Origin of the sequence: Streptococcus vestibularis ATCC 49124 (genome assembly GCF_000188295.1) — a bacterium.
Classification (GTDB): domain Bacteria; phylum Bacillota; class Bacilli; order Lactobacillales; family Streptococcaceae; genus Streptococcus; species Streptococcus vestibularis.
The window spans coordinates 83,876-101,619 of record NZ_GL831113.1 but is presented as its reverse complement, the minus strand read 5'-3'; the positions used below and the strand labels follow the sequence as shown (position 1 = coordinate 101,619).

General features: G+C 38.7%; 18 protein-coding genes and 2 pseudogenes. 1 reads left to right on the top strand and 19 read right to left on the bottom strand.

From position 1 onward, the window contains the following. Nucleotides 1-33: 33 nt before the first annotated feature. From HMPREF9425_RS08925 to abpA, 15 genes are all read right to left on the bottom strand, one after another. Nucleotides 34-504: an ECF transporter S component gene (locus HMPREF9425_RS08925; protein ID WP_003098372.1), complete on the bottom strand. Its 471-nt coding sequence runs from the start codon at nucleotides 502-504 to the stop codon at nucleotides 34-36. After that, nucleotides 494-1,255 (bottom strand): bifunctional hydroxymethylpyrimidine kinase/phosphomethylpyrimidine kinase, encoded by a 762-nt coding sequence (locus tag HMPREF9425_RS08920; RefSeq protein WP_003098371.1) that lies wholly within the window; start codon nucleotides 1,253-1,255, stop codon nucleotides 494-496. Before HMPREF9425_RS08920 ends, HMPREF9425_RS08925 begins: the two co-directional genes overlap by 11 nt. Beyond that, a complete protein-coding gene (gene truA / locus HMPREF9425_RS08915) occupies nucleotides 1,245-1,994 on the bottom strand; it encodes a tRNA pseudouridine(38-40) synthase TruA (protein WP_003098369.1) in 750 nt (249 codons plus the stop codon). Before truA ends, HMPREF9425_RS08920 begins: the two co-directional genes overlap by 11 nt. A 108-nt stretch (nucleotides 1,995-2,102) precedes the next feature. Then, nucleotides 2,103-3,236, bottom strand: coding sequence for a molecular chaperone DnaJ (dnaJ, locus tag HMPREF9425_RS08910; RefSeq protein ID WP_002886399.1), 1,134 nt, complete (start codon nucleotides 3,234-3,236; stop codon nucleotides 2,103-2,105). Nucleotides 3,237-3,601: 365 nt separating this feature from the next. Beyond that, on the bottom strand, nucleotides 3,602-5,425 hold the full coding sequence (dnaK, locus tag HMPREF9425_RS08905) for a molecular chaperone DnaK (RefSeq protein ID WP_037621873.1): 1,824 nt from the start codon (nucleotides 5,423-5,425) through the stop codon (nucleotides 3,602-3,604). Between the two features lie 85 nt (nucleotides 5,426-5,510). Then, on the bottom strand, nucleotides 5,511-6,035 hold the full coding sequence (gene grpE, locus HMPREF9425_RS08900) for a nucleotide exchange factor GrpE (protein ID WP_003092317.1): 525 nt from the start codon (nucleotides 6,033-6,035) through the stop codon (nucleotides 5,511-5,513). Nucleotides 6,036-6,074: 39 nt separating this feature from the next. Next, nucleotides 6,075-7,109, bottom strand: coding sequence for a heat-inducible transcriptional repressor HrcA (hrcA, locus tag HMPREF9425_RS08895; RefSeq protein ID WP_003092314.1), 1,035 nt, complete (start codon nucleotides 7,107-7,109; stop codon nucleotides 6,075-6,077). A 192-nt stretch (nucleotides 7,110-7,301) separates the two neighbouring features. Then, the gene (locus HMPREF9425_RS08890; protein ID WP_003098364.1) at nucleotides 7,302-7,883 is read right to left on the bottom strand and encodes a glycoside hydrolase family 73 protein; all 582 of its coding nucleotides are present in this window, start codon (nucleotides 7,881-7,883) and stop codon (nucleotides 7,302-7,304) included. Continuing rightward, nucleotides 7,880-8,677 (bottom strand): M15 family metallopeptidase, encoded by a 798-nt coding sequence (locus tag HMPREF9425_RS08885; protein ID WP_003098361.1) that lies wholly within the window; start codon nucleotides 8,675-8,677, stop codon nucleotides 7,880-7,882. The genes HMPREF9425_RS08890 and HMPREF9425_RS08885 overlap by 4 nt, the downstream gene beginning before the upstream one ends. After that, nucleotides 8,664-9,368, bottom strand: a complete 705-nt coding sequence (locus HMPREF9425_RS08880; RefSeq protein ID WP_003098359.1) for a histidine phosphatase family protein — start codon at nucleotides 9,366-9,368, stop codon at nucleotides 8,664-8,666. Before HMPREF9425_RS08880 ends, HMPREF9425_RS08885 begins: the two co-directional genes overlap by 14 nt. 116 nt (nucleotides 9,369-9,484) lie before the next feature. Then, complete coding sequence (locus HMPREF9425_RS08875) at nucleotides 9,485-10,822, bottom strand: PFL family protein (RefSeq protein ID WP_003098358.1); 1,338 nt, start codon at nucleotides 10,820-10,822, stop codon at nucleotides 9,485-9,487. Nucleotides 10,823-10,839: 17 nt separating this feature from the next. Then, on the bottom strand, nucleotides 10,840-11,106 hold the full coding sequence (locus HMPREF9425_RS08870; protein ID WP_003092287.1) for an ACT domain-containing protein: 267 nt from the start codon (nucleotides 11,104-11,106) through the stop codon (nucleotides 10,840-10,842). Between the two features lie 321 nt (nucleotides 11,107-11,427). Next, a complete protein-coding gene (locus HMPREF9425_RS08865) occupies nucleotides 11,428-12,645 on the bottom strand; it encodes a CapA family protein (RefSeq protein WP_037621872.1) in 1,218 nt (405 codons plus the stop codon). Between the two features lie 164 nt (nucleotides 12,646-12,809). After that, nucleotides 12,810-13,646 (bottom strand): class B sortase, LPKTxAVK-specific, encoded by an 837-nt coding sequence (gene srtB / locus HMPREF9425_RS08860; protein ID WP_003092377.1) that lies wholly within the window; start codon nucleotides 13,644-13,646, stop codon nucleotides 12,810-12,812. Between the two features lie 86 nt (nucleotides 13,647-13,732). Then, nucleotides 13,733-14,383, bottom strand: a complete 651-nt coding sequence (gene abpA, locus HMPREF9425_RS08855) for an amylase-binding adhesin AbpA (RefSeq protein WP_003092326.1) — start codon at nucleotides 14,381-14,383, stop codon at nucleotides 13,733-13,735. Between the two features lie 366 nt (nucleotides 14,384-14,749). On the opposite strand from abpA, the pseudogene HMPREF9425_RS09630 reads away from it, so the two are divergent. Continuing rightward, a pseudogene (locus tag HMPREF9425_RS09630) lies at nucleotides 14,750-14,938 on the top strand (tyrosine-type recombinase/integrase); the annotation flags it as partial. Between the two features lie 255 nt (nucleotides 14,939-15,193). Here the strand turns inward: HMPREF9425_RS09630 and HMPREF9425_RS08850 are convergent. The 4 genes and pseudogenes from HMPREF9425_RS08850 to HMPREF9425_RS08835 all read right to left on the bottom strand — a co-directional run. Next, nucleotides 15,194-15,433: an SMI1/KNR4 family protein gene (locus tag HMPREF9425_RS08850; protein ID WP_003098352.1), complete on the bottom strand. Its 240-nt coding sequence runs from the start codon at nucleotides 15,431-15,433 to the stop codon at nucleotides 15,194-15,196. Nucleotides 15,434-15,524: 91 nt separating this feature from the next. Beyond that, entirely contained in the window at nucleotides 15,525-16,574 is a 1,050-nt protein-coding gene (locus HMPREF9425_RS08845; RefSeq protein ID WP_003098350.1) for a DUF389 domain-containing protein, read from the bottom strand. A gap of 277 nt (nucleotides 16,575-16,851) precedes the next feature. Next, entirely contained in the window at nucleotides 16,852-17,154 is a 303-nt protein-coding gene (locus HMPREF9425_RS08840; RefSeq protein ID WP_003092329.1) for a DUF898 family protein, read from the bottom strand. Nucleotides 17,155-17,215: 61 nt separating this feature from the next. Then, a pseudogene (locus HMPREF9425_RS08835) lies at nucleotides 17,216-17,650 on the bottom strand (FtsX-like permease family protein); the annotation flags it as partial. Nucleotides 17,651-17,744: the final 94 nt, after the last annotated feature.

The window sequence follows — 17,744 nt, the reverse complement described above, 5'->3', positions numbered from 1 at the left end:
ATAGCTGTCAAGAGGGTTATCGCAAATCTGTTGTCATTTATTTGATTGAACTTTTTTGAATCCTTGATACAATACCCATCCAACAACTACACCAAGGGCATTCTGGCAGAAATTAGGAATTACTTCTGCGATTGAAGCTCCTATTCCATACATAAATACTGAAGCAAGTGCATAGCCACCCACCATCACAACTGCTGCAATCAGAAGGCCTAGGATACGATAGTTCCCTTTAAAGCCAGCAAAATAACCTTGTGCACCATGGATTAACAAACTGATAAACATCCATTGCGGAGCAGATGATAGCAGATCTATCAGAAAAGCAGACAACCCGCCCACAATTGCCCCCTCTTTCTTCCCAAGATAGAAGGCTGTGAAGTAGATTCCCGCATCTACCAAGGTTAAGAGCCCTGTCGGAGTTGGAATTTTAGCTACGAATCCAAAGGTCACTGATAAAGCTGTTAAGATAGCCAATAATGTTAGCTCTTTTGTTTTCTTATTTTGCATATTGAACTACTCCAAATTCATTTGATTGTTTAATTGATTCATAAACAAAGGCTTTAGCATTTGCCACAGCTTCAGTTTCTGAACATCCTTTAACTAATTCACTAGCTATACTTGAAGCAAATGTACATCCTGCACCGGTATTGTTTTTGTCTAGCACAGCTTCTTCAAACAATTTGTAGTCTGTTCCATCATAAAAAACATCTATCGCTTTATTACCATCCAAGCGGTTTCCACCTTTGACAACGACAGTCTTAGCACCTAATTCATTGAGATAGCTAGCCGCATGCTTCATGTCATCAAGAGTCTTGACCTTTCTATCTATTAGCAGTTCGACTTCAGGTAAGTTCGGAGTGATAACCGTGATATAAGGGAAAAATTTAACCAATTCATCACGTAGTTGAGAAACTTCAACGTCATGAGTCTCCTTACATACTAAAACGGGATCCAAGACAATTGGAATATCAGAATGGTTTTTAACAAAATCCAACGTTAACTCTGCGATTTCAACGTTAGGCAACAAACCAATTTTAATTGCTGAAAATGGGACATCTTTTAGTGAGTCAAGTTGTTGTTTAAAAACATTAGTATCAACCGGAATGACCTCAAAACCATTCTCAGTCATTGCCGTTAGACAGGTAAGAGCCAAAAATCCATGCTGTTTATTAGTGGTGAAGGTCGCTAAATCCGCATGAAGCCCGCCACCACTAAAAATATCATTCCCTGAAATCGCTAAAATCAATTCATCTCTCATATCGTATCTCCTTCAAATATAACCCATTACCTGCTGCGGTTGGCCCCGCAAGATTGCGGTCACAACTTTCCAACACGGTCTTCACTTGCGAAACTGGCATGCGTCCATTTCCAATTTTCAACAATGTTCCAACCATATTTCTAACTTGCTTATAAAGAAAGCCATTCCCAGAAAAAGTAAAGATATAAAACCCAGTTTTCTCATCGATAGATACACTTGCCTGGGTAATTGTACGCACTTTATTTTCTACAGAGGTCCCTGAAGCTGTGAAGCCTGTAAAATCATGTGTGCCAACCAATTCCATAGCAGCCTCTTGCATAGGAGCTAGACTTAGAGGGTAGGGATAGTGGGTAGCATAATTACGCATCATGGGGTTCTTAGGTCGCCCTGCATCTACTAGGAACTCATAGGTTTTACTATGCTTGTTATAACGTGCATGGAATTCCTCCGATACAAGCTCGATACTAACAATGTCAATATCATCTGGACACTGTGTATCTAAACCGAAACGTAACTTCTCTGGATCTCGCTCCTGAGGTAAATCGAAGTGGATAACTTGTTCATAGGCATGAACACCTGCATCTGTACGACCCGCTCCATGAACGGTGACAGGAGTACCACTATTTAACCGTAATAGAGTCTTTTCAAGTTCTTCTTGAATAGAACGTGCATTTGGTTGTCTTTGAAAACCTGAGAAGAGTGTACCATCATAGGAAATTGTCGCTTTGTATCTAACCATGAAATTATCATATCAGATTTTTTTAAGGATAAAAAGTAGATCGATTGCCAACTGACCCCATACAGTTTCTGGCAAAAAAAAGAAAAAGACGCATTAAGCGTCCTTCCTTTATAAATCTTCTAAGGCATCCTTTACTTTATTGAAGAAACCTTTTTTCTGTGGTGCGATTTTTTCATCACCACTTGCTTTGGCAAATGCAAGGAGAGCTTCTTTTTGAGCATCATTTAGCTTCGTAGGAGTTACAATCTTAACTGTAACGTGTTGGTCTCCTTGTGAACCTCCACGAAGACGTGGAGCACCCTTTCCTTTTAGGCGGAAAGTTTTGCCTGTTTGAGTTCCTGCTGGAATGGTCATCTCAACATTTCCATGAACTGTTGGTACTTCGACAGTGTCACCAAGGGCTGCTTGGACAAAGGAAATGTTAAGTGTATAGTAAATTGTTGATCCATCACGCGTAAATTTATCGCTTGGATTAACATTGATGATTACAAAGAGATCTCCATAAGGTCCACCATTGAAACCAGCTTCACCTTGACCAGCAAGACGGATTTGTTGACCTGTTTCAACACCTGCTGGAATCTTGACAGATACTTTATGGCTTTGTTTTTCATGTCCTGTTCCGTGACAAGTTTGACATGGCTCCTTAATTTCTTGACCTGTTCCATGACAGACATCACAGGTTACTTGACGACGCATCATACCAAGTGGTGTTTGCGTATCAACATTGATAACCCCTTGACCATGACAGCGACCACAAGTTACAGGGCTTGTTCCAGGTTTTGCACCAGATCCCGAACATGTCTTACATGTCGCTTCACGATTGTAGTGCACTTCTTTTTCTGCACCAAAAATCGCCTCTTCAAAGCTTAAGTTGACACGGTACTGAAGGTCATCACCTTGACGTGGAGCATTTGGGTTACGAGTAGCACCACCACCAAAGAAGCTAGAGAAGATATCCTCAAAGCCTCCAAAGCCTGCACCACCATCGAAGCCACCAAAGCCTCCTTGACCACCAAAACCATTCGCACCATCTGGTCCATATTGGTCATAGGCTGCACGTTTTTGGTCGTCACTTAGAGTTTCGTAAGCCTCTTGGACCTCTTTATATTTTTCTTCTGCACCTGGTTCTTTATTAATGTCTGGGTGGTATTTCTTAGACATCTTACGATAGGCACGTTTAATTTCATCTTGAGAGGCATCCTTAGATACCCCAAGACGATCGTAATATTCGGTATTGTTCATAATTTTAGATACAAAGGGCATCTAATGGAGAAAGCCAAAGTAATAGTTTTGAAGATAAACTATCAGTTCCTTGAAACCAACTTTCTTTTTGGCTTAATCCATAGCCCGTGTTCAATGACGAACACTCTTTGTTCCTTTCTATATTTATTTGTTATGATACGAAGTAAAACTATATCTTATATTCACTTATTTTAGCGAAAAACAGAGGCTGGTTTGCAACCTCTGGATTTCTTACTATCATTTACTAATTAGTCAGAATTGAGCACCCCCTAACCTCTTGGTGAAAAAGATAAATCTTCCTAGAAACTAAAGTTTCTGCGTCGAATCTCCTATTTTCACTGTGAGGTTTTAACGGGCTTTGCATCTTATTTTTCAGTAAACTCCCCGTCTACGACGTCGTCGCCTGAGTTATCTGCTGTTTGTGCACCTTCTGCTCCTGCTTGAGCTTGTTGTGCTGCTGCAGCTTGTTCGTAAAGTTTAACTGCAAGAGCTTGAGCTTTTTCATTAAGAGCTTCCAATTTAGCTTTCATGTCATCAAGATTGCCTGATTCTTGAGCTTTCTTAAGATCATCAAGAGCTGATTGAGCAGCATCACGTTCTGTATCGAAGCCTTTACCTTCTGTTTCTTTGATTGTTTTTTCAGTCGCAAAGATAGCTTGGTCAACTTCGTTACGGAGATCTACTTCTTCTTTACGTTTTGCATCTGCTTCAGCATTTGCTTCAGCATCTTTCATCATCTTTTCAATTTCTTCATCTGTCAAACCAGAGTTAGATTGGATAACAATTGTTTGTTCTTTTTGAGTTCCAAGGTCTTTCGCTTTAACAGATACGATACCGTTCTTATCAATATCGAAAGTAACTTCGATTTGTGGGATACCACGAGGTGCAGCTGGGATATCAGTCAATTGGAAACGTCCAAGAGTCTTGTTATCTGCTGCCATTGGGCGTTCCCCTTGAAGAACGTGGATGTCAACGGCTGGTTGGTTGTCTGCTGCAGTTGAGAAGACTTGTGATTTAGATGTTGGAATAGTAGTGTTGCGGTCAATAAGTTTTGTGAACACTCCACCCATTGTTTCGATACCAAGTGACAATGGAGTTACATCAAGAAGGACAACGTCTTTGACATCACCAGTGATAACACCACCTTGGATAGCAGCACCCATGGCAACTACTTCATCAGGGTTAACTGATTTGTTTGGTTCTTTACCAGTTTCAGCTTTAACAGCTTCTACAACGGCAGGGATACGAGTTGAACCACCGACAAGGATAACTTCGTCAATATCTGACAGGCTCAATCCTGCATCTGAAAGGGCTTGACGAACTGGAGTTTTCGTACGTTCGACAAGGTCACGAGTCAAATCATCGAATTTCGCACGAGTCAATGTCATTTCCAAGTGAAGAGGTCCAGCATCACCAGCAGTGATGAATGGCAAGCTGATTTGTGTTGAAGTGACACCAGAAAGGTCTTTCTTAGCTTTTTCAGCTGCGTCTTTCAAACGTTGAAGAGCCATCTTGTCTGTTGACAAGTCGATTCCATTTTCTTTCTTAAATTCTTCAACCATGTGGTCGATGATTTTTTGGTCAAAGTCATCACCACCGAGTTTGTTATCCCCTGCAGTTGCCAATACGTCAAAGACACCGTCACCAAGTTCAAGGATAGATACGTCGAATGTACCACCACCAAGGTCGAATACCAAGATTTTTTCTTCTTTATCAGTCTTATCCAAACCGTAAGCAAGGGCTGCTGCTGTTGGTTCGTTGACGATACGTTCTACTTCAAGACCAGCGATTTTACCAGCGTCTTTTGTTGCTTGACGTTGTGCATCGTTGAAGTAAGCAGGAACTGTGATAACTGCTTTAGTTACTTTTTCACCAAGATAATCTTCAGCATAACCTTTCAAGTATTGAAGAATCATAGCTGAAATCTCTTGTGGTGTGTATTCTTTACCGTTTGCAGAAACTTTTTCAGAAGTCCCCATCTTAGATTTGATAGAGATGATTGTATCTGGGTTTGTTACTGCTTGACGTTTTGCAGCGTCACCAACGATGATTTCACCGTTTTTGAATGACACAACAGATGGAGTTGTGCGGTTACCTTCTGGGTTTGCGATAATTTTTGATTCAGTTCCTTCAAGAACTGCTACTGCTGAGTTTGTTGTACCTAAGTCAATACCAATGATTTTAGACATATGTTTTCCCCTTTTTACTTTAATTTCTATTTTGCTTTTTTTATCTTTCATTCATAGTTTTCTGTCATTTCGGACAAGTTTTCAATTAATTATATACAACTACCATAGCTGGGCGTAAAACGCGTTCGTGGAGTTTATACCCTTTTTGGAAAACTTGTGCAATCGTGTCTGCTGGATGTTCATCATCTGCAGGCATTGTTTGAATCGCCATGTGGAAGTTATGATCGAAATCACTATCAGCTGGAATTTCTTCGATTCCTTCCTCTTTAAGAGCATGCACTAAACTTTCTTGCACCATTTCCAAACCTTTTTTGACATCATCAGTCAAACCCTCAACAGCAAGAGCACGTTCAAGGTTATCAAGTGATGGCAAGATTGCTTTTGCTAAATCTTGGCTACGATACTTTTGTAATTGTTGACGTTCTTCATTAGCACGGCGTTGAATATTTTGCATCTCTGCATGGGCACGAAGGTATTTATTTTCAAATTCCTCCGCACGCGCTTGTGCTTCTTCAAGCTCAGAAGTTTCCCTTGTTTCTTCTACAACTTCTTCAGTTGTCTCGGTAGCTTCCTCTTCTTTTACTTCTTCTTTTTTAATATCTTCTGTCAAGGCATTCACCTCTTTCTATACTTTTTAAAACGTTATAGCTTAATTAACTTCATAATGGTTACTATTGAGATAACGATAATAATCCGTCAACTTCATAACCAAAACTCTACTAATAACATTGACCAAACTAACCATGCGACGATAATCCATTTCAACTGGACCAATCACATGCATGAGTGCCATCCCACGATAAGGAATCAGGAATTTATGACTCATAACTGTGACATTTTCAAGCACTTCTTCAGTTGATTCTGCAACCGAAATCTTGGTCACTTCATCATCGGAGATAGCTGATCGAAGCTCAAGTGCCACATGTTGTGGATTGTCCAAAAATTGATAGGTTTTTAAGTCGGCATAAGTCAGTGATGCAACCTTACCTTCGATGAAAATCAATTCCTTAAAAAGTTGTGAAAAGATATAATCAAACAAATCTAGAACATTATCTGTTATTTTGAAATACTTTTGCACAATCTGAGGAATCTCAGTTCTCAGTCGGTAATGGATATCTAAGACAGTGTTTCCCAAAAAACGTTCTTGAACAAGCTTATGAAGAGTTTCCAAATCACTAGACAAGAAATTTTTTGGAATAGCAAATTGAACTGTCACCGGCTTAGATTCATCTAGAGTAAGAACCGCTAAAGCGTCGTGATTGGATAGATGAACAATGTCAAATCCAGTCAGACGTTGTCGTGTCGGTTCCACATCTTGAATCACTGCTGTACATCCTGTCATTTCTGCCAGCAGCTTCGCCGCTGCATCCAAGATATCTTCAAGTTTAAAGGCTTCAAAATCAAAGGCCTTGACCACTTGATAAATATCTTGTTCATCAATCGTATCAAGATTCAAAGAATTAGCAACGAAATACTGGAAACCTGCTCGGCTTGGCATACGCCCACTAGAGGTATGAGCTTTTTCAAGATAGCCCATCTTTTCAAGCTTGGCCATGTCATTACGAATGGTCGCTGAACTCGAATCAATTGATTCTTGTAACGCTTTAGAACCAACCGGTTCATGTGTACGAGTGAACATCTCAACTATCAAATTCAAAATAGCGTTTTGCCTTTGCGTAATCACGATGTCACCTCATTTCTATTTGTTAGCACTCTAACACGTCGACTGCTAACTTATGATTCTATTATACACCTAAACTTGAACATGTCAACCCAAAAAACCAAAAAATTAGCACTCTTTTTGTAAGAGTGCTAAAAATACATCTTAAGACCTAGAAAAGCAAAAAAAGAGCACCTCAGAGGTACTCTAATCTTATCAATCATATTTTGACAAATGAGAGGTCTCAATAATAGATATGAGGTGTTTGGCATAATCTGGATCACTGCTAAAACCCGCAGCTTGTAGTTTTTCTGCTGCAACTTTATAACTAGTCGTTCCAGCCACCTCTTTATAGGTCGACTCGCCCCACGTTCCTTGGCGAAGTTCTTCTAAATAAGTCATCATAGAACTTGACCAATCTCTAAAAACTGCAAAATCTACTTTTTGATATTGCCATTTGCCTTTACTGTAAACATTATCCTTTAGATAGATATGTTCTTGTCCTGGCTGAGCAGGGAGACTGTAGATATTGTGGTATTTAACAGATAAGAGACTACTACCATAATTCGATTCATATGCAGCTTGGCTAAGGAGAATTGACGCAGGGACACCATAGTTTTTAGACATTTTTTGTGCTGTTGGTGCTAAGTTTTCAATAAACCCTTTCTGCGTATAAGCAACCTTTACCGAACGAGCATTATCATCTGTAGAGGCATGAAGAATCAAAGGCAAGAGAATACCTAAAGCGAAAAGAGCAACTAAGCTTATGAAGGCTGTTAGTTTAAAACGTCGTCTCACTTAGTTTTCTCCTTTAATAATGCCAAATATTCTTCCAAAGTAATATTATGTTCAGTCATGTACTCTGCTGATTCTTTACCAACGTAGCGGAAATGCCAATCCTCATAACCCACACCTGTTGACGATGTCTTACCATCTGGGAAACGAAGAACAAAGCCATACTTTGGCGCTAACTTTTTGACCTTAGCCACAGTATCTGGATCTGCTTCATTTAAGCTGTCTACAGTACTCATGTCAATCGCAAGACCTGTCTGATGCTCACTAGCACCTGGTGGCTGTGAATAAGTCTGAACCTTCTTCTCTGCCTGAGACTCTGTCAAAGTCGGATCAGCAGCCATTTCCTGCTGAACATAACTGTTATAAAGTTCTGTCTGATAAGCAACACTACGATAACCTGATATCAAGTGATAACTTGGATCAATTTCTTGAGCAGCTGCTAAAAACTGCTTAACGTTCTTAGCAATTCTTGCATCTACAGAAACACCATCGACATTAGCAAGCTCAGGATTAAGTTCTTTAGACTTATTATCTCGATTTACCAAAAGCAATTGCCAGTCTTTAGGAGATACGTCAGGTAGTCCCTTTGTATCCTTGCTTTGAGTCGCATCGGTAGCTTGCTTACTACTTTTTGTTACTGATAATCCATTGGTTTGTTGGACCGTACGACTGACACCAAATACTGAATAAAGTCCTGCTGCAACTAAAAGAACTGTAATCAAGACACCACTGATAACCAAAAACCAGTTAGTTTGCTTTTTCGCCTTACGGCGACTTGGATAGTTATTTTTTACCATTTTCTTTTTCTATTATCTCTCGCCCAACCTGACGATAGGTCATATCGCCAAGCGCTTCTAATGTAAATTTACCATTTTCATAAGCAACAACAGTAACCGAACCGTTGTCCAATGAAGGATGCTCGACAGAAGGATCAATTAACCAAGCAAAGGTTGCAATGGTCATACCGTGACTAACAACGATAGCATTACCACCACCAGATCTCTCAAGATTTTCTGCAATAGCTGTAAACCCTTCTATAATACGTTTTCTGAGTACTTCCCAAGACTCTGCCCAACCAGCCGTATCCACATCAAGGATACCTTGTGCAAGCTCAGGATAAGTTACCTCATGTAACTCCTTACCTTGAAAAGCATCTGTTCTCGGTAGCACACCATAAAAAAGTTCACCATCATAGCCACCATCTAAACTACCAAAACACCACTCACGGATACGTTTGTCACGTTTATAAGGAATGGTTTCCAAACCCGCCTCACGTAAAATGATATCCATGGTTTGAATCGTTCGACCTGAATCACTAGAATATGCGGCCTTGAAAGAAATACCTGCTGCTTTCAGACCTACCCCCAATTCACGAATACCTTCTTCACCGAACGGAGTCAAAGGGCTATCAGACCAACCTTGTGCACGACCAATGGTGTTAAACATGGTTTTGCCGTGTCTCGCAATATACAACTTAACCTTACTCATAACCCCTCCTTCTTTCCGTCATTTTGAATTCATTATAGCACAAATCCACCCGACTATCTAGCTAGCAAAATCATCAGAAAATGCCTTACCAATTCGGTAAAGCACTTATCATCCGCTTAGTTTTTAAAGCTGTGAACAGGGGCTGGGATTTGGCCACCACGCGCAATGAAGTCAGCCGATGATGCTTTGTTTACCTTCATTACCGGTGCATAGCCAAGAAGACCTCCAAGTTCCAACATGTCACCTTCCTTACCATAAGGAATAATACGAACGGCTGTTGTTTTCTGGTTAATGACACCAATAGCTGCTTCATCAGCAATCATGGCAGCAATTGTTGTATCTGGCGTATCAGCAGGAATGGCAATCATATCTAGACCAACAGAACAGATAGCCGTCATGGCTTCTAATTTTTCAAGGTTGATATGCCCAGATTGAACCGCTGCAATCATACCTTCATCTTCAGAAACTGGAATAAAGGCACCTGACAAACCACCGACCTGGTTACATGCCATAATACCACCTTTTTTAACTTGGTCATTAAGAAGAGCTAGAGCCGCAGTAGTACCATGCGTCCCAACAACTTCAAGCCCCATCGCTTCAAGTACACGAGCTACCGAATCACCCACTGCCGGAGTTGGTGCAAGAGATAAGTCTACTATACCAAACTCGACACCTAGACGCTCGCTAGCCATTTGACCAACCAACTGCCCTACACGTGTGATTTTAAAGGCGGTTTTCTTAACTGTTTCAGCTAAAACATCAAAACTTTCACCTGGAACCTTCTCAATAGCACGTTGCACAACACCAGGACCTGAAACCCCAACATTGATTACAACATCAGCCTCACCAACACCGTGGAAGGCGCCTGCCATAAATGGATTATCTTCAACCGCATTAGCAAAGACGACCAATTTACCTGGCCCCATTGGATCTGCCTCAGAAGCCTCTTTAATGATACGTCCCATATCACGTACCGCTGTCATATTAATACCAGTTTTTGTTGAACCAATATTAACAGATGAGCAGACAAAATCAGTCTCAGCAAGCGCACGTGGAATAGAATTAATAAGAATCTCATCACCTTTTTGGTATCCCTTTTGAACTAATGCAGAGAAACCACCAATAAAGTTAATGCCAATTTCCTTAGCTGCTCGGTCTAGTGCCTTGGCAAAAGGTACATAATCTGTCGCATCTGTTGCCGCACCGATGATTGAGATCGGAGTAACAGACACACGTTTATTAACAATAGGAATACCAAGTTCAGCTGCAATTTCGTCACCAACAGCTACCAAATTCTTAGCCTTAGATACAATCTTGTTGTATACCTTTTCTGCCGCCTTATCGATATCTGAATCAATACAATCAAGGAGTGAAATTCCCATGGTGATAGTACGAACATCAAAGTTCTGTTCCTCAATCATGGCAATGGTTTCTGTGACCTGTTTAATATCCATTTTAAGCTACTCCTATCTTACAAGTTGTGCATAGCATCAAAAATCGCTGAGCTTTGGATGTTGATTTTGACGTTCAATGACTCACCAAAGGCTTCCAATTCAGCACGTAGGTGTGTAAAATCTTGTTTGTCTTCCGATGATACAACCGCCATCATAGTGAAGAATTCATCAAGGACTGTTTGAGAAATATCATCAATATTCAAGCCAAGCTCTGCAACCTTAGTCGCAACACCTGCAACAATACCCGCTTTATCCTTACCTACAACTGTAATAATCGCTTTCATGAGAAGCCTCCATCATTTTATTTTGTATAATTTTAGCATATTTTGATTAAAAATGCTATTTTTTATGAAAATTGCCTCTTTTTTCTTGAAAAAGACGAATGTTTCCAAGGAATTTAACTAATATCGTTTATGAAAACATCCTCTCTTTGACCCAACTACTTGTGGATAAACTTGTTCACAACCTAAATAATATCTTTCTTATAAAACCTTGAAAAATCAACATTCAACACTATCAACAGACTTATCCACAGGTGTGGATAAGTCTGTGGGTAACTTGTCGATAAACAAAAAATATCGCCAAATCCAGGCGATATCTTAGCTTTATTGCCATTTTAAATTAACGTGAGCATTCATTTCTTTATAGGCAGCATCTATACGCTCTTTGGTTTCTTCATCTAGTTTATTTCTGTATTTTCCACCTTTAATGAAATCCTCTAAAATATAGGTTTGATAAGTATATAAAGGATATCCCTCTGGCGAAGTTATTCCTTTAGGCGTACGGTTAACCCAAGTCGGATGTGCTTGAGCAGTCTTAATCGTGGTTTGACCATTCTTTTTCTCAAGAGTCACATCCATCAAGACACCTCTCTCTGTCCACTCTGCACTATCCACACCATCCATGGTCTCTATTCGTTGGTTAGAAATGAAATTCCCCATTGAGTAAATAATAAGTTTTTGCTGTCCATCCTTTTTAACCACCTCAGAAGGCTCAACCACATGAGGGTGACCTCCAAAGATAATATCGGCACCCCAATCAATCATCTTATGGTAAAGTGTTATCTGTTCATCTGTCGGCTCCAAACGATATTCCACACCCATCTGTGGCATGATAACCGTAACATCAGCCTCTTTTTCTGCACGCTGAATCTCGGCTTTCATACGTTTTTCATCCAAATTCGATAAGTGGTCTGCAACCTCTTTATCCGTCAAGTTCGACTCTAGGCCATTGTAACCATAAGCATAGGAAAGTATTGCAACCTTAATCCCATTAACATTCTTGATGAGGAGTGGCGCCTTATCACGCACAGGATTTTCATAAACACCAACAGGGTCAATGCCCACCTCTTTAAAAGCATCAGCCGTTGTAAAAGCTCCCTCTAAACCAGAATCCAAGATATGATTATGAGCCAAATCCATAACATCATAGCCAGCATTCTTAATAGCTGTGGTCACTGATTGAGGAGCATTAAACAAAGGGTAGCCTGACAAAGGATAATCAGGATTGATAGCTCCCTCAAAATCACCCAAGACCAAATCAGCCTGCTTTAACCATGGCTTCACATATGTAAAATTCTCCGTGAAATCATAGCTACCATCTGCCTGTAAGGCACTCATATAGAGACCGTCATGATAAAGTAAGTCCCCATTAGCCATGATACGTGCTGTCTGTACTTGATTCGAAGCACTCTTTTGCTGCTCATTTTTACTATGAATAATCAAAATTTCAAGAAAAAGCAAACCTAAGACAAGAGTAATCAACCCCATCAAAATCTTATTAGTCATCGCATTGTCCTGCTTTTTAGCTTGGCTCTGTTTCATCATAATCTCCTTTTTCATACTCCTAGTGTAACAAAAAATGTTATCCATAGATGATCAAAAAGATTAATAAAAGGTTACATCTCAATTCCACGACGATTGAAAAGATCAGTTTTCTTAGACAAGATAAAAACTCTACTTCATAAGAAGTAGAGTTCCCTTAATTATTAACGTGTTGGTTTATATTCCAAATCTTTGCCATGCTTAGCAACAAAATCTGTCATTTCAGAATCTGGAATTTGACGCAAGTAGAGATTAGCACGAATCGTTGCATCCTCCTCACGACAAGTGGACAGAACGAGGTATTTATCTGAAGCACTAACCTTCAAATCCTTGTTTTTAACATCAGCTGTATTATAAATAATATCCAATTGTTCCTTAAAGTCTTTATCATCTTTAAAGGACGTACGATAAAATGCTGTATCCTCCGGCACGATAACCATAGCCAGAGCTTCATAATAATACTTACGTTGAGGGGTTTCTATAACAACATATTTGTGGTTATCAAAGAACGACTGATCACTGTAATAGTTAACATCATTAAACATACGGTGGTCTTCTACCTGACTTCCTCGAGCATGACCAAAGAGCCAAGTCAAACGGTCACTAAAGTCTTTCTTATTGTCCATATCCATAAACACAGTACCAAACAGAGGTTCATTACCTCCTTCAAATGTTTTATCTAAATATGTAGAATTATCTTTAGTTTGTACAACCGGCTCATCCAACTGTGTACCAGGAGCATAAATATAGGCTATGGCGTCAGGGTTAGTTGCAGTAAGACCATCAAATTTGTTCTTTAAATAAGATTTTTCCTCATCTGAAATCTTATAAGTGCTTGCTTTTTTTGTAGTCAAAGCACTCTTAACGCCATTAGAAGATGACGCCTTTGGCGACATATACTGGAATCCAAGGAAAATCGCCAAAGCAGCAATCACTAAGGCTGAAATCCCAACAATCAGTTTTTTGAGAGATCCAGTAGATTTACGATTATGACTACCCATGAAATATGAAATCCTTTTCTTTATCTATAGAAAAATATCACCGAAGCCTAAGCCCCAGTGATATTCTTTTCAGCAATAACGATTAATTATTTAACAGCTGCTGTGTTTGGAAGAGTTTTAGCTTCTGCTTTAGAACCAGCTTTGTTTTCTTTAGCTGCTTTAGATTTTGCTTCTGCTTTTTTAACTTTTTCTGCTGAAGTTTGAGCTTTTTTCATATCTTCTTTTGATGGAGCAGTTTTAGCTTCTGCTTTATCATTTGCAGCTTTTTTACCATTAGCAATCAAATCATCTTCAATACGTTGATCATTAGTACGGTTAGCTTCTACACCACTCTCATTATAGTAACGTCCTTCAGCTTTAGCTGCATCAACGTAAGTTTGTTGAAATTTTTGAATGTACTTATTACGAACAGCGTTAGTTGCATTAGATAGAGCTTCATCATATTTAGATTGAGCAGCTGCCACATCTGACTCGTGGTTGTGACCTACAGTATCTTGTGCTTGAGCCAATGCATTGGCTGCCGCTTTAACTGTAGGATCATTTTGAGCTTCTGCTGCGATATCTGCTGAATGAGCATCTACTTGAGCATTAGCCTCTGCTGCTGCATCAGCCCAAGAAACATATGATTTTTGAGTTAATTGATTTGAGTTCTTTGGATTTTCACCTTGTGCAAAAACTTGAGTTCCCGCTGCAAAAACTGCAAGAACTGCTGCTGATGTAAGCAATACTTTTTTCATAATTATTTCTCCCCTATTGGATATTATATTCTTTATCAGGACTCCTGATATCTCCTGATATCTCCTGATATCTCCTGATATCTCCTGATATCTCCTGATATCTATAGATTATAACACTATTTATAAATCTGTCAACATTTCTTTAAAACTTTTTTAATATATTCTATAATTCGTATATATAAAGATGAAATACCAGCCTATTCTCACTATTCCTAAACACGAGAGTAAGAAACCTCCCCAAAGCTTAGGCACAAATAGATGAGATTGGTTTACTTTGAGTGATTAACCTCAAAGAGTAAAACTAAACCTATGGTCAAATATTTAAAAAAATTGATATTACCGTAGTTATTAGACTTTGAGTAAACAGCTTCTCCACACAAACTTAGACATACCTGTGCCACACTCGCAAAACAAGATAAGGTTTCGCTAGAAATAATTTCAGAAGCTCTAACTCATAGCGACAAAGAAATTACAAAGACTTATAACAACACTAATGATCCCGTCAATCAAACTGTAGGTGACATCGCATTTCGTAGCAAAAAAATGATGGTGTGAATTTTGTTAAAAAACGTCAAAAAAACACCCCATGGTGTGAACCATGAAGTGTTGTAAATACTGGATTGTAGCTGGTTCTTAACTTTTAGAGAACTGGCTAACTTTACGAGCTTTCTTAAGACCTGGTTTGGAAAGTATGGGTTTCAGTTGGACTAAAAATAGCGTAATATCAAGGATTTTCAGAACGATATCTACTGATTAATTTCATAAAATTTGAATCAATATTTTTTTAATAGGGGAATATACTACCTTCTTTTATACGATCACTTCCATTATCCCTTCAATCAGCTCCGTAAAACTTTTTGCCACATAGATAATTTCATCAGGGTCATGACTGTAGCAAATAATCTGCCCTTCTTGCCCCTCCTGGTCTGGATTAAAACCAAGCATGAGATAACAAGAATCGCAATATTCCGCAAAAGGAAGCCATTTTTTATTAAGTTGTTTTTTATAAATTGAATTTGCAGTAAAATACTTTAATGTACTTTCTTTCATCTAAAGAAAAATCTCGTATTCATCAATTTTATTTTGTTATAGGTAAGAAAGAAGAAAAATACGGCATAAAAACCTATTCAGTTCATCGTCCTCACTCCTTGTCTGCTTCATTTTCTTTTACGAGATCGTTTTGTGAATCTTTTTCAGAGAGTCTTTGATCGATATACTTGTCAATGTTTTCGTAAAATTCCTTGGTCGTCTCACTATCTAATTTTGTCGAATTATGGACTTGATTGACTTTCAATTGAACAGATTGAATACCGTAAGAGGCTTGTTTTTGGCGAATGGTTTCTAATTCTTCTTCTGAAATTGGATCTCCAACAACTGTCAAGACCAATTCATTGTTCCTTGACTTGTAGACTTGATTAATAACCGTGTGATTGGCGAACTCTTTTCCTACAAACTGTTTGATCCCTTCTTTTCGTGCTTGATCCATCGTCAGAGTGACTGCTGAATAGCTAGCCGGAACAATCAATAATACAATCAAGGATATCAACCCAATTCTCATTTTAATGTTTAGCTCTTTAAATGAACTTAAAGGAGATTTTCTCATCAAAATTCTTGTTCCAACAATATTGGTTATCATGATAAAGACACAGTTGATCAAGAAAAGATAGAGAGCCCCAAATAAATATCGTACATTTCCATTAGCTAAACCATAGCCCGCAGTACAGATAGGTGGCATTAGAGCTGTTGCGATGGCTACTCCTGGCACGATATTGTTTGCTTCTTTTTTCCTTGAACCAATGACACCTGCTATCCCACCAGCAATAGCAATGACAACATCCCAAATGGTTGGAGAGGTTCGTGCAATCAACTCGCTACTTGCATAAGATAAGGGAGAAATCCAGAAATACAGAGTCGATACAAGCAAACTGACCAATACTTGAATAAATAAAACCTCTAGAGATTGTTTGATTAAACGCGTATCAAAAATAGCTAAACCGAATCCCAGTCCAACAATCGGTGTCATAAGAGGGGAAATCAGCATAGCTCCAATAATGACAGCTGTTGAATTCATATTTAGACCTATAGAGGCAATAAAAATCGCACACATCAAAATCACTGTATCTCTTAATCGAACATGAAGGTCATCATATAATTTCTCTAGGTATTCACGTGTTGAATAGTTTCCGGTCATTGGTTATTCCTTTTATTTCATATAATTTGTTTCCGCATGGATGATGGTAGAAAGACTTCTGTCCAATCTTACATATTTTTAATTTCCACCTGCAATTCTTTTGAACATTATCTTTTAAATATCTATCAGACCATCCTTGACATTATATCAAAAATTTTACAGTCTTTCTCTGAAGAAATCAATTAATTTAAATGATAGAGAAAAGAAGAAATTTTTGTTTCCTTCTCCGAAGAAGAAAAAACGATATCTCCTCTGAAAGAAGATACCGTTTTAATGCTTAAACATGATGAGTATGTTTAACAATCCATTGCTCCATTTTTATGTTCAACCAGAAGCCATAGATTCCAAACGTGATGATGGTTAGAAGAAACCACTTAATCCAGTTACCGAACAGTTGTGCTCCAGTCCCGTCAAAGTATAGACGTTGACCATCCACTACCGTATGTTTGGTTTTCCAATTTTGTATCATGAAAACCGCCCAAGATGTTGCGATACCAAAGGTAAGTAAGTTAATTAGGGCTGCTAAGATAAAGTATCCAATATAATCTAGGATTCCTCCGTCAAAATAACTTTCTTTCATTTTGTCTCCTTTATTTTTTGACTATATTCTAGTCATTTGCTAGCATAACATTTTTTTACATTTAGACAATCTTACGATAACTTCTTGAAGTAATTATAAAGATTAAAACATAGATAAGGGCAAAGACACCACAAACGGAAAGAGTTACAGTTAACATCATAGCTGTATCCACAACCTCAATGACCTTGAGGATCAAATTTAATATGTGATAAGAAAATGCTAGATGGATAAAGGAAAAGATTACATGAAGGAAAAAGACAGTCAAGACTTGCTTGTTAATAGTTTGCTTGATTTGTTTTTGATCCAAACCAACCTTTTGCAAGATGACAAAGCGTTCACGATCTTCATAACCTTCTGAGATTTGTTTATAGTAGATGACTAATACAGCACCAACTATAAAGATAATGGATAGGAAGATAACGATAAAGAAGAAACCACCAAACATTGCATTGACTTCTTGGCTATTATTTGCTTGACTGGATCCGTTAACAACGCTTTCCTGATTTTCAAAATGAAACGATTATTTATAAGGAGAGAACAAAACTTGTCCTCTCCAGAGTATGACTTTTTAGTAACCCACTACAGTTGAC

What these genes read in the sequence shown, in the direction of transcription:
- truA (WP_003098369.1), bottom strand. Translation starts at nt 1,994, where the DNA reads ATGGTTAGATACAAAGCGACAATTTCCTATGATGGTACACTCTTCTCA.
- HMPREF9425_RS08880 (WP_003098359.1), bottom strand. Translation starts at nt 9,368, where the DNA reads ATGAGTAAGGTTAAGTTGTATATTGCGAGACACGGCAAAACCATGTTT.
- srtB (WP_003092377.1), bottom strand. Translation starts at nt 13,646, where the DNA reads ATGGGTAGTCATAATCGTAAATCTACTGGATCTCTCAAAAAACTGATT.
- HMPREF9425_RS08845 (WP_003098350.1), bottom strand. Translation starts at nt 16,574, where the DNA reads ATGACCGGAAACTATTCAACACGTGAATACCTAGAGAAATTATATGAT.
- HMPREF9425_RS08850 (WP_003098352.1), bottom strand. Translation starts at nt 15,433, where the DNA reads ATGAAAGAAAGTACATTAAAGTATTTTACTGCAAATTCAATTTATAAA.
- abpA (WP_003092326.1), bottom strand. Translation starts at nt 14,383, where the DNA reads ATGAAAAAAGTATTGCTTACATCAGCAGCAGTTCTTGCAGTTTTTGCA.
- HMPREF9425_RS08865 (WP_037621872.1), bottom strand. Translation starts at nt 12,645, where the DNA reads ATGAAACAGAGCCAAGCTAAAAAGCAGGACAATGCGATGACTAATAAG.
- HMPREF9425_RS08885 (WP_003098361.1), bottom strand. Translation starts at nt 8,677, where the DNA reads ATGGTAAAAAATAACTATCCAAGTCGCCGTAAGGCGAAAAAGCAAACT.
- dnaJ (WP_002886399.1), bottom strand. Translation starts at nt 3,236, where the DNA reads ATGAACAATACCGAATATTACGATCGTCTTGGGGTATCTAAGGATGCC.
- HMPREF9425_RS08875 (WP_003098358.1), bottom strand. Translation starts at nt 10,822, where the DNA reads ATGGATATTAAACAGGTCACAGAAACCATTGCCATGATTGAGGAACAG.
- HMPREF9425_RS08920 (WP_003098371.1), bottom strand. Translation starts at nt 1,255, where the DNA reads ATGAGAGATGAATTGATTTTAGCGATTTCAGGGAATGATATTTTTAGT.
- dnaK (WP_037621873.1), bottom strand. Translation starts at nt 5,425, where the DNA reads ATGTCTAAAATCATTGGTATTGACTTAGGTACAACAAACTCAGCAGTA.
- HMPREF9425_RS08925 (WP_003098372.1), bottom strand. Translation starts at nt 504, where the DNA reads ATGCAAAATAAGAAAACAAAAGAGCTAACATTATTGGCTATCTTAACA.
- HMPREF9425_RS08840 (WP_003092329.1), bottom strand. Translation starts at nt 17,154, where the DNA reads ATGAAAGAAAGTTATTTTGACGGAGGAATCCTAGATTATATTGGATAC.
- HMPREF9425_RS08870 (WP_003092287.1), bottom strand. Translation starts at nt 11,106, where the DNA reads ATGAAAGCGATTATTACAGTTGTAGGTAAGGATAAAGCGGGTATTGTT.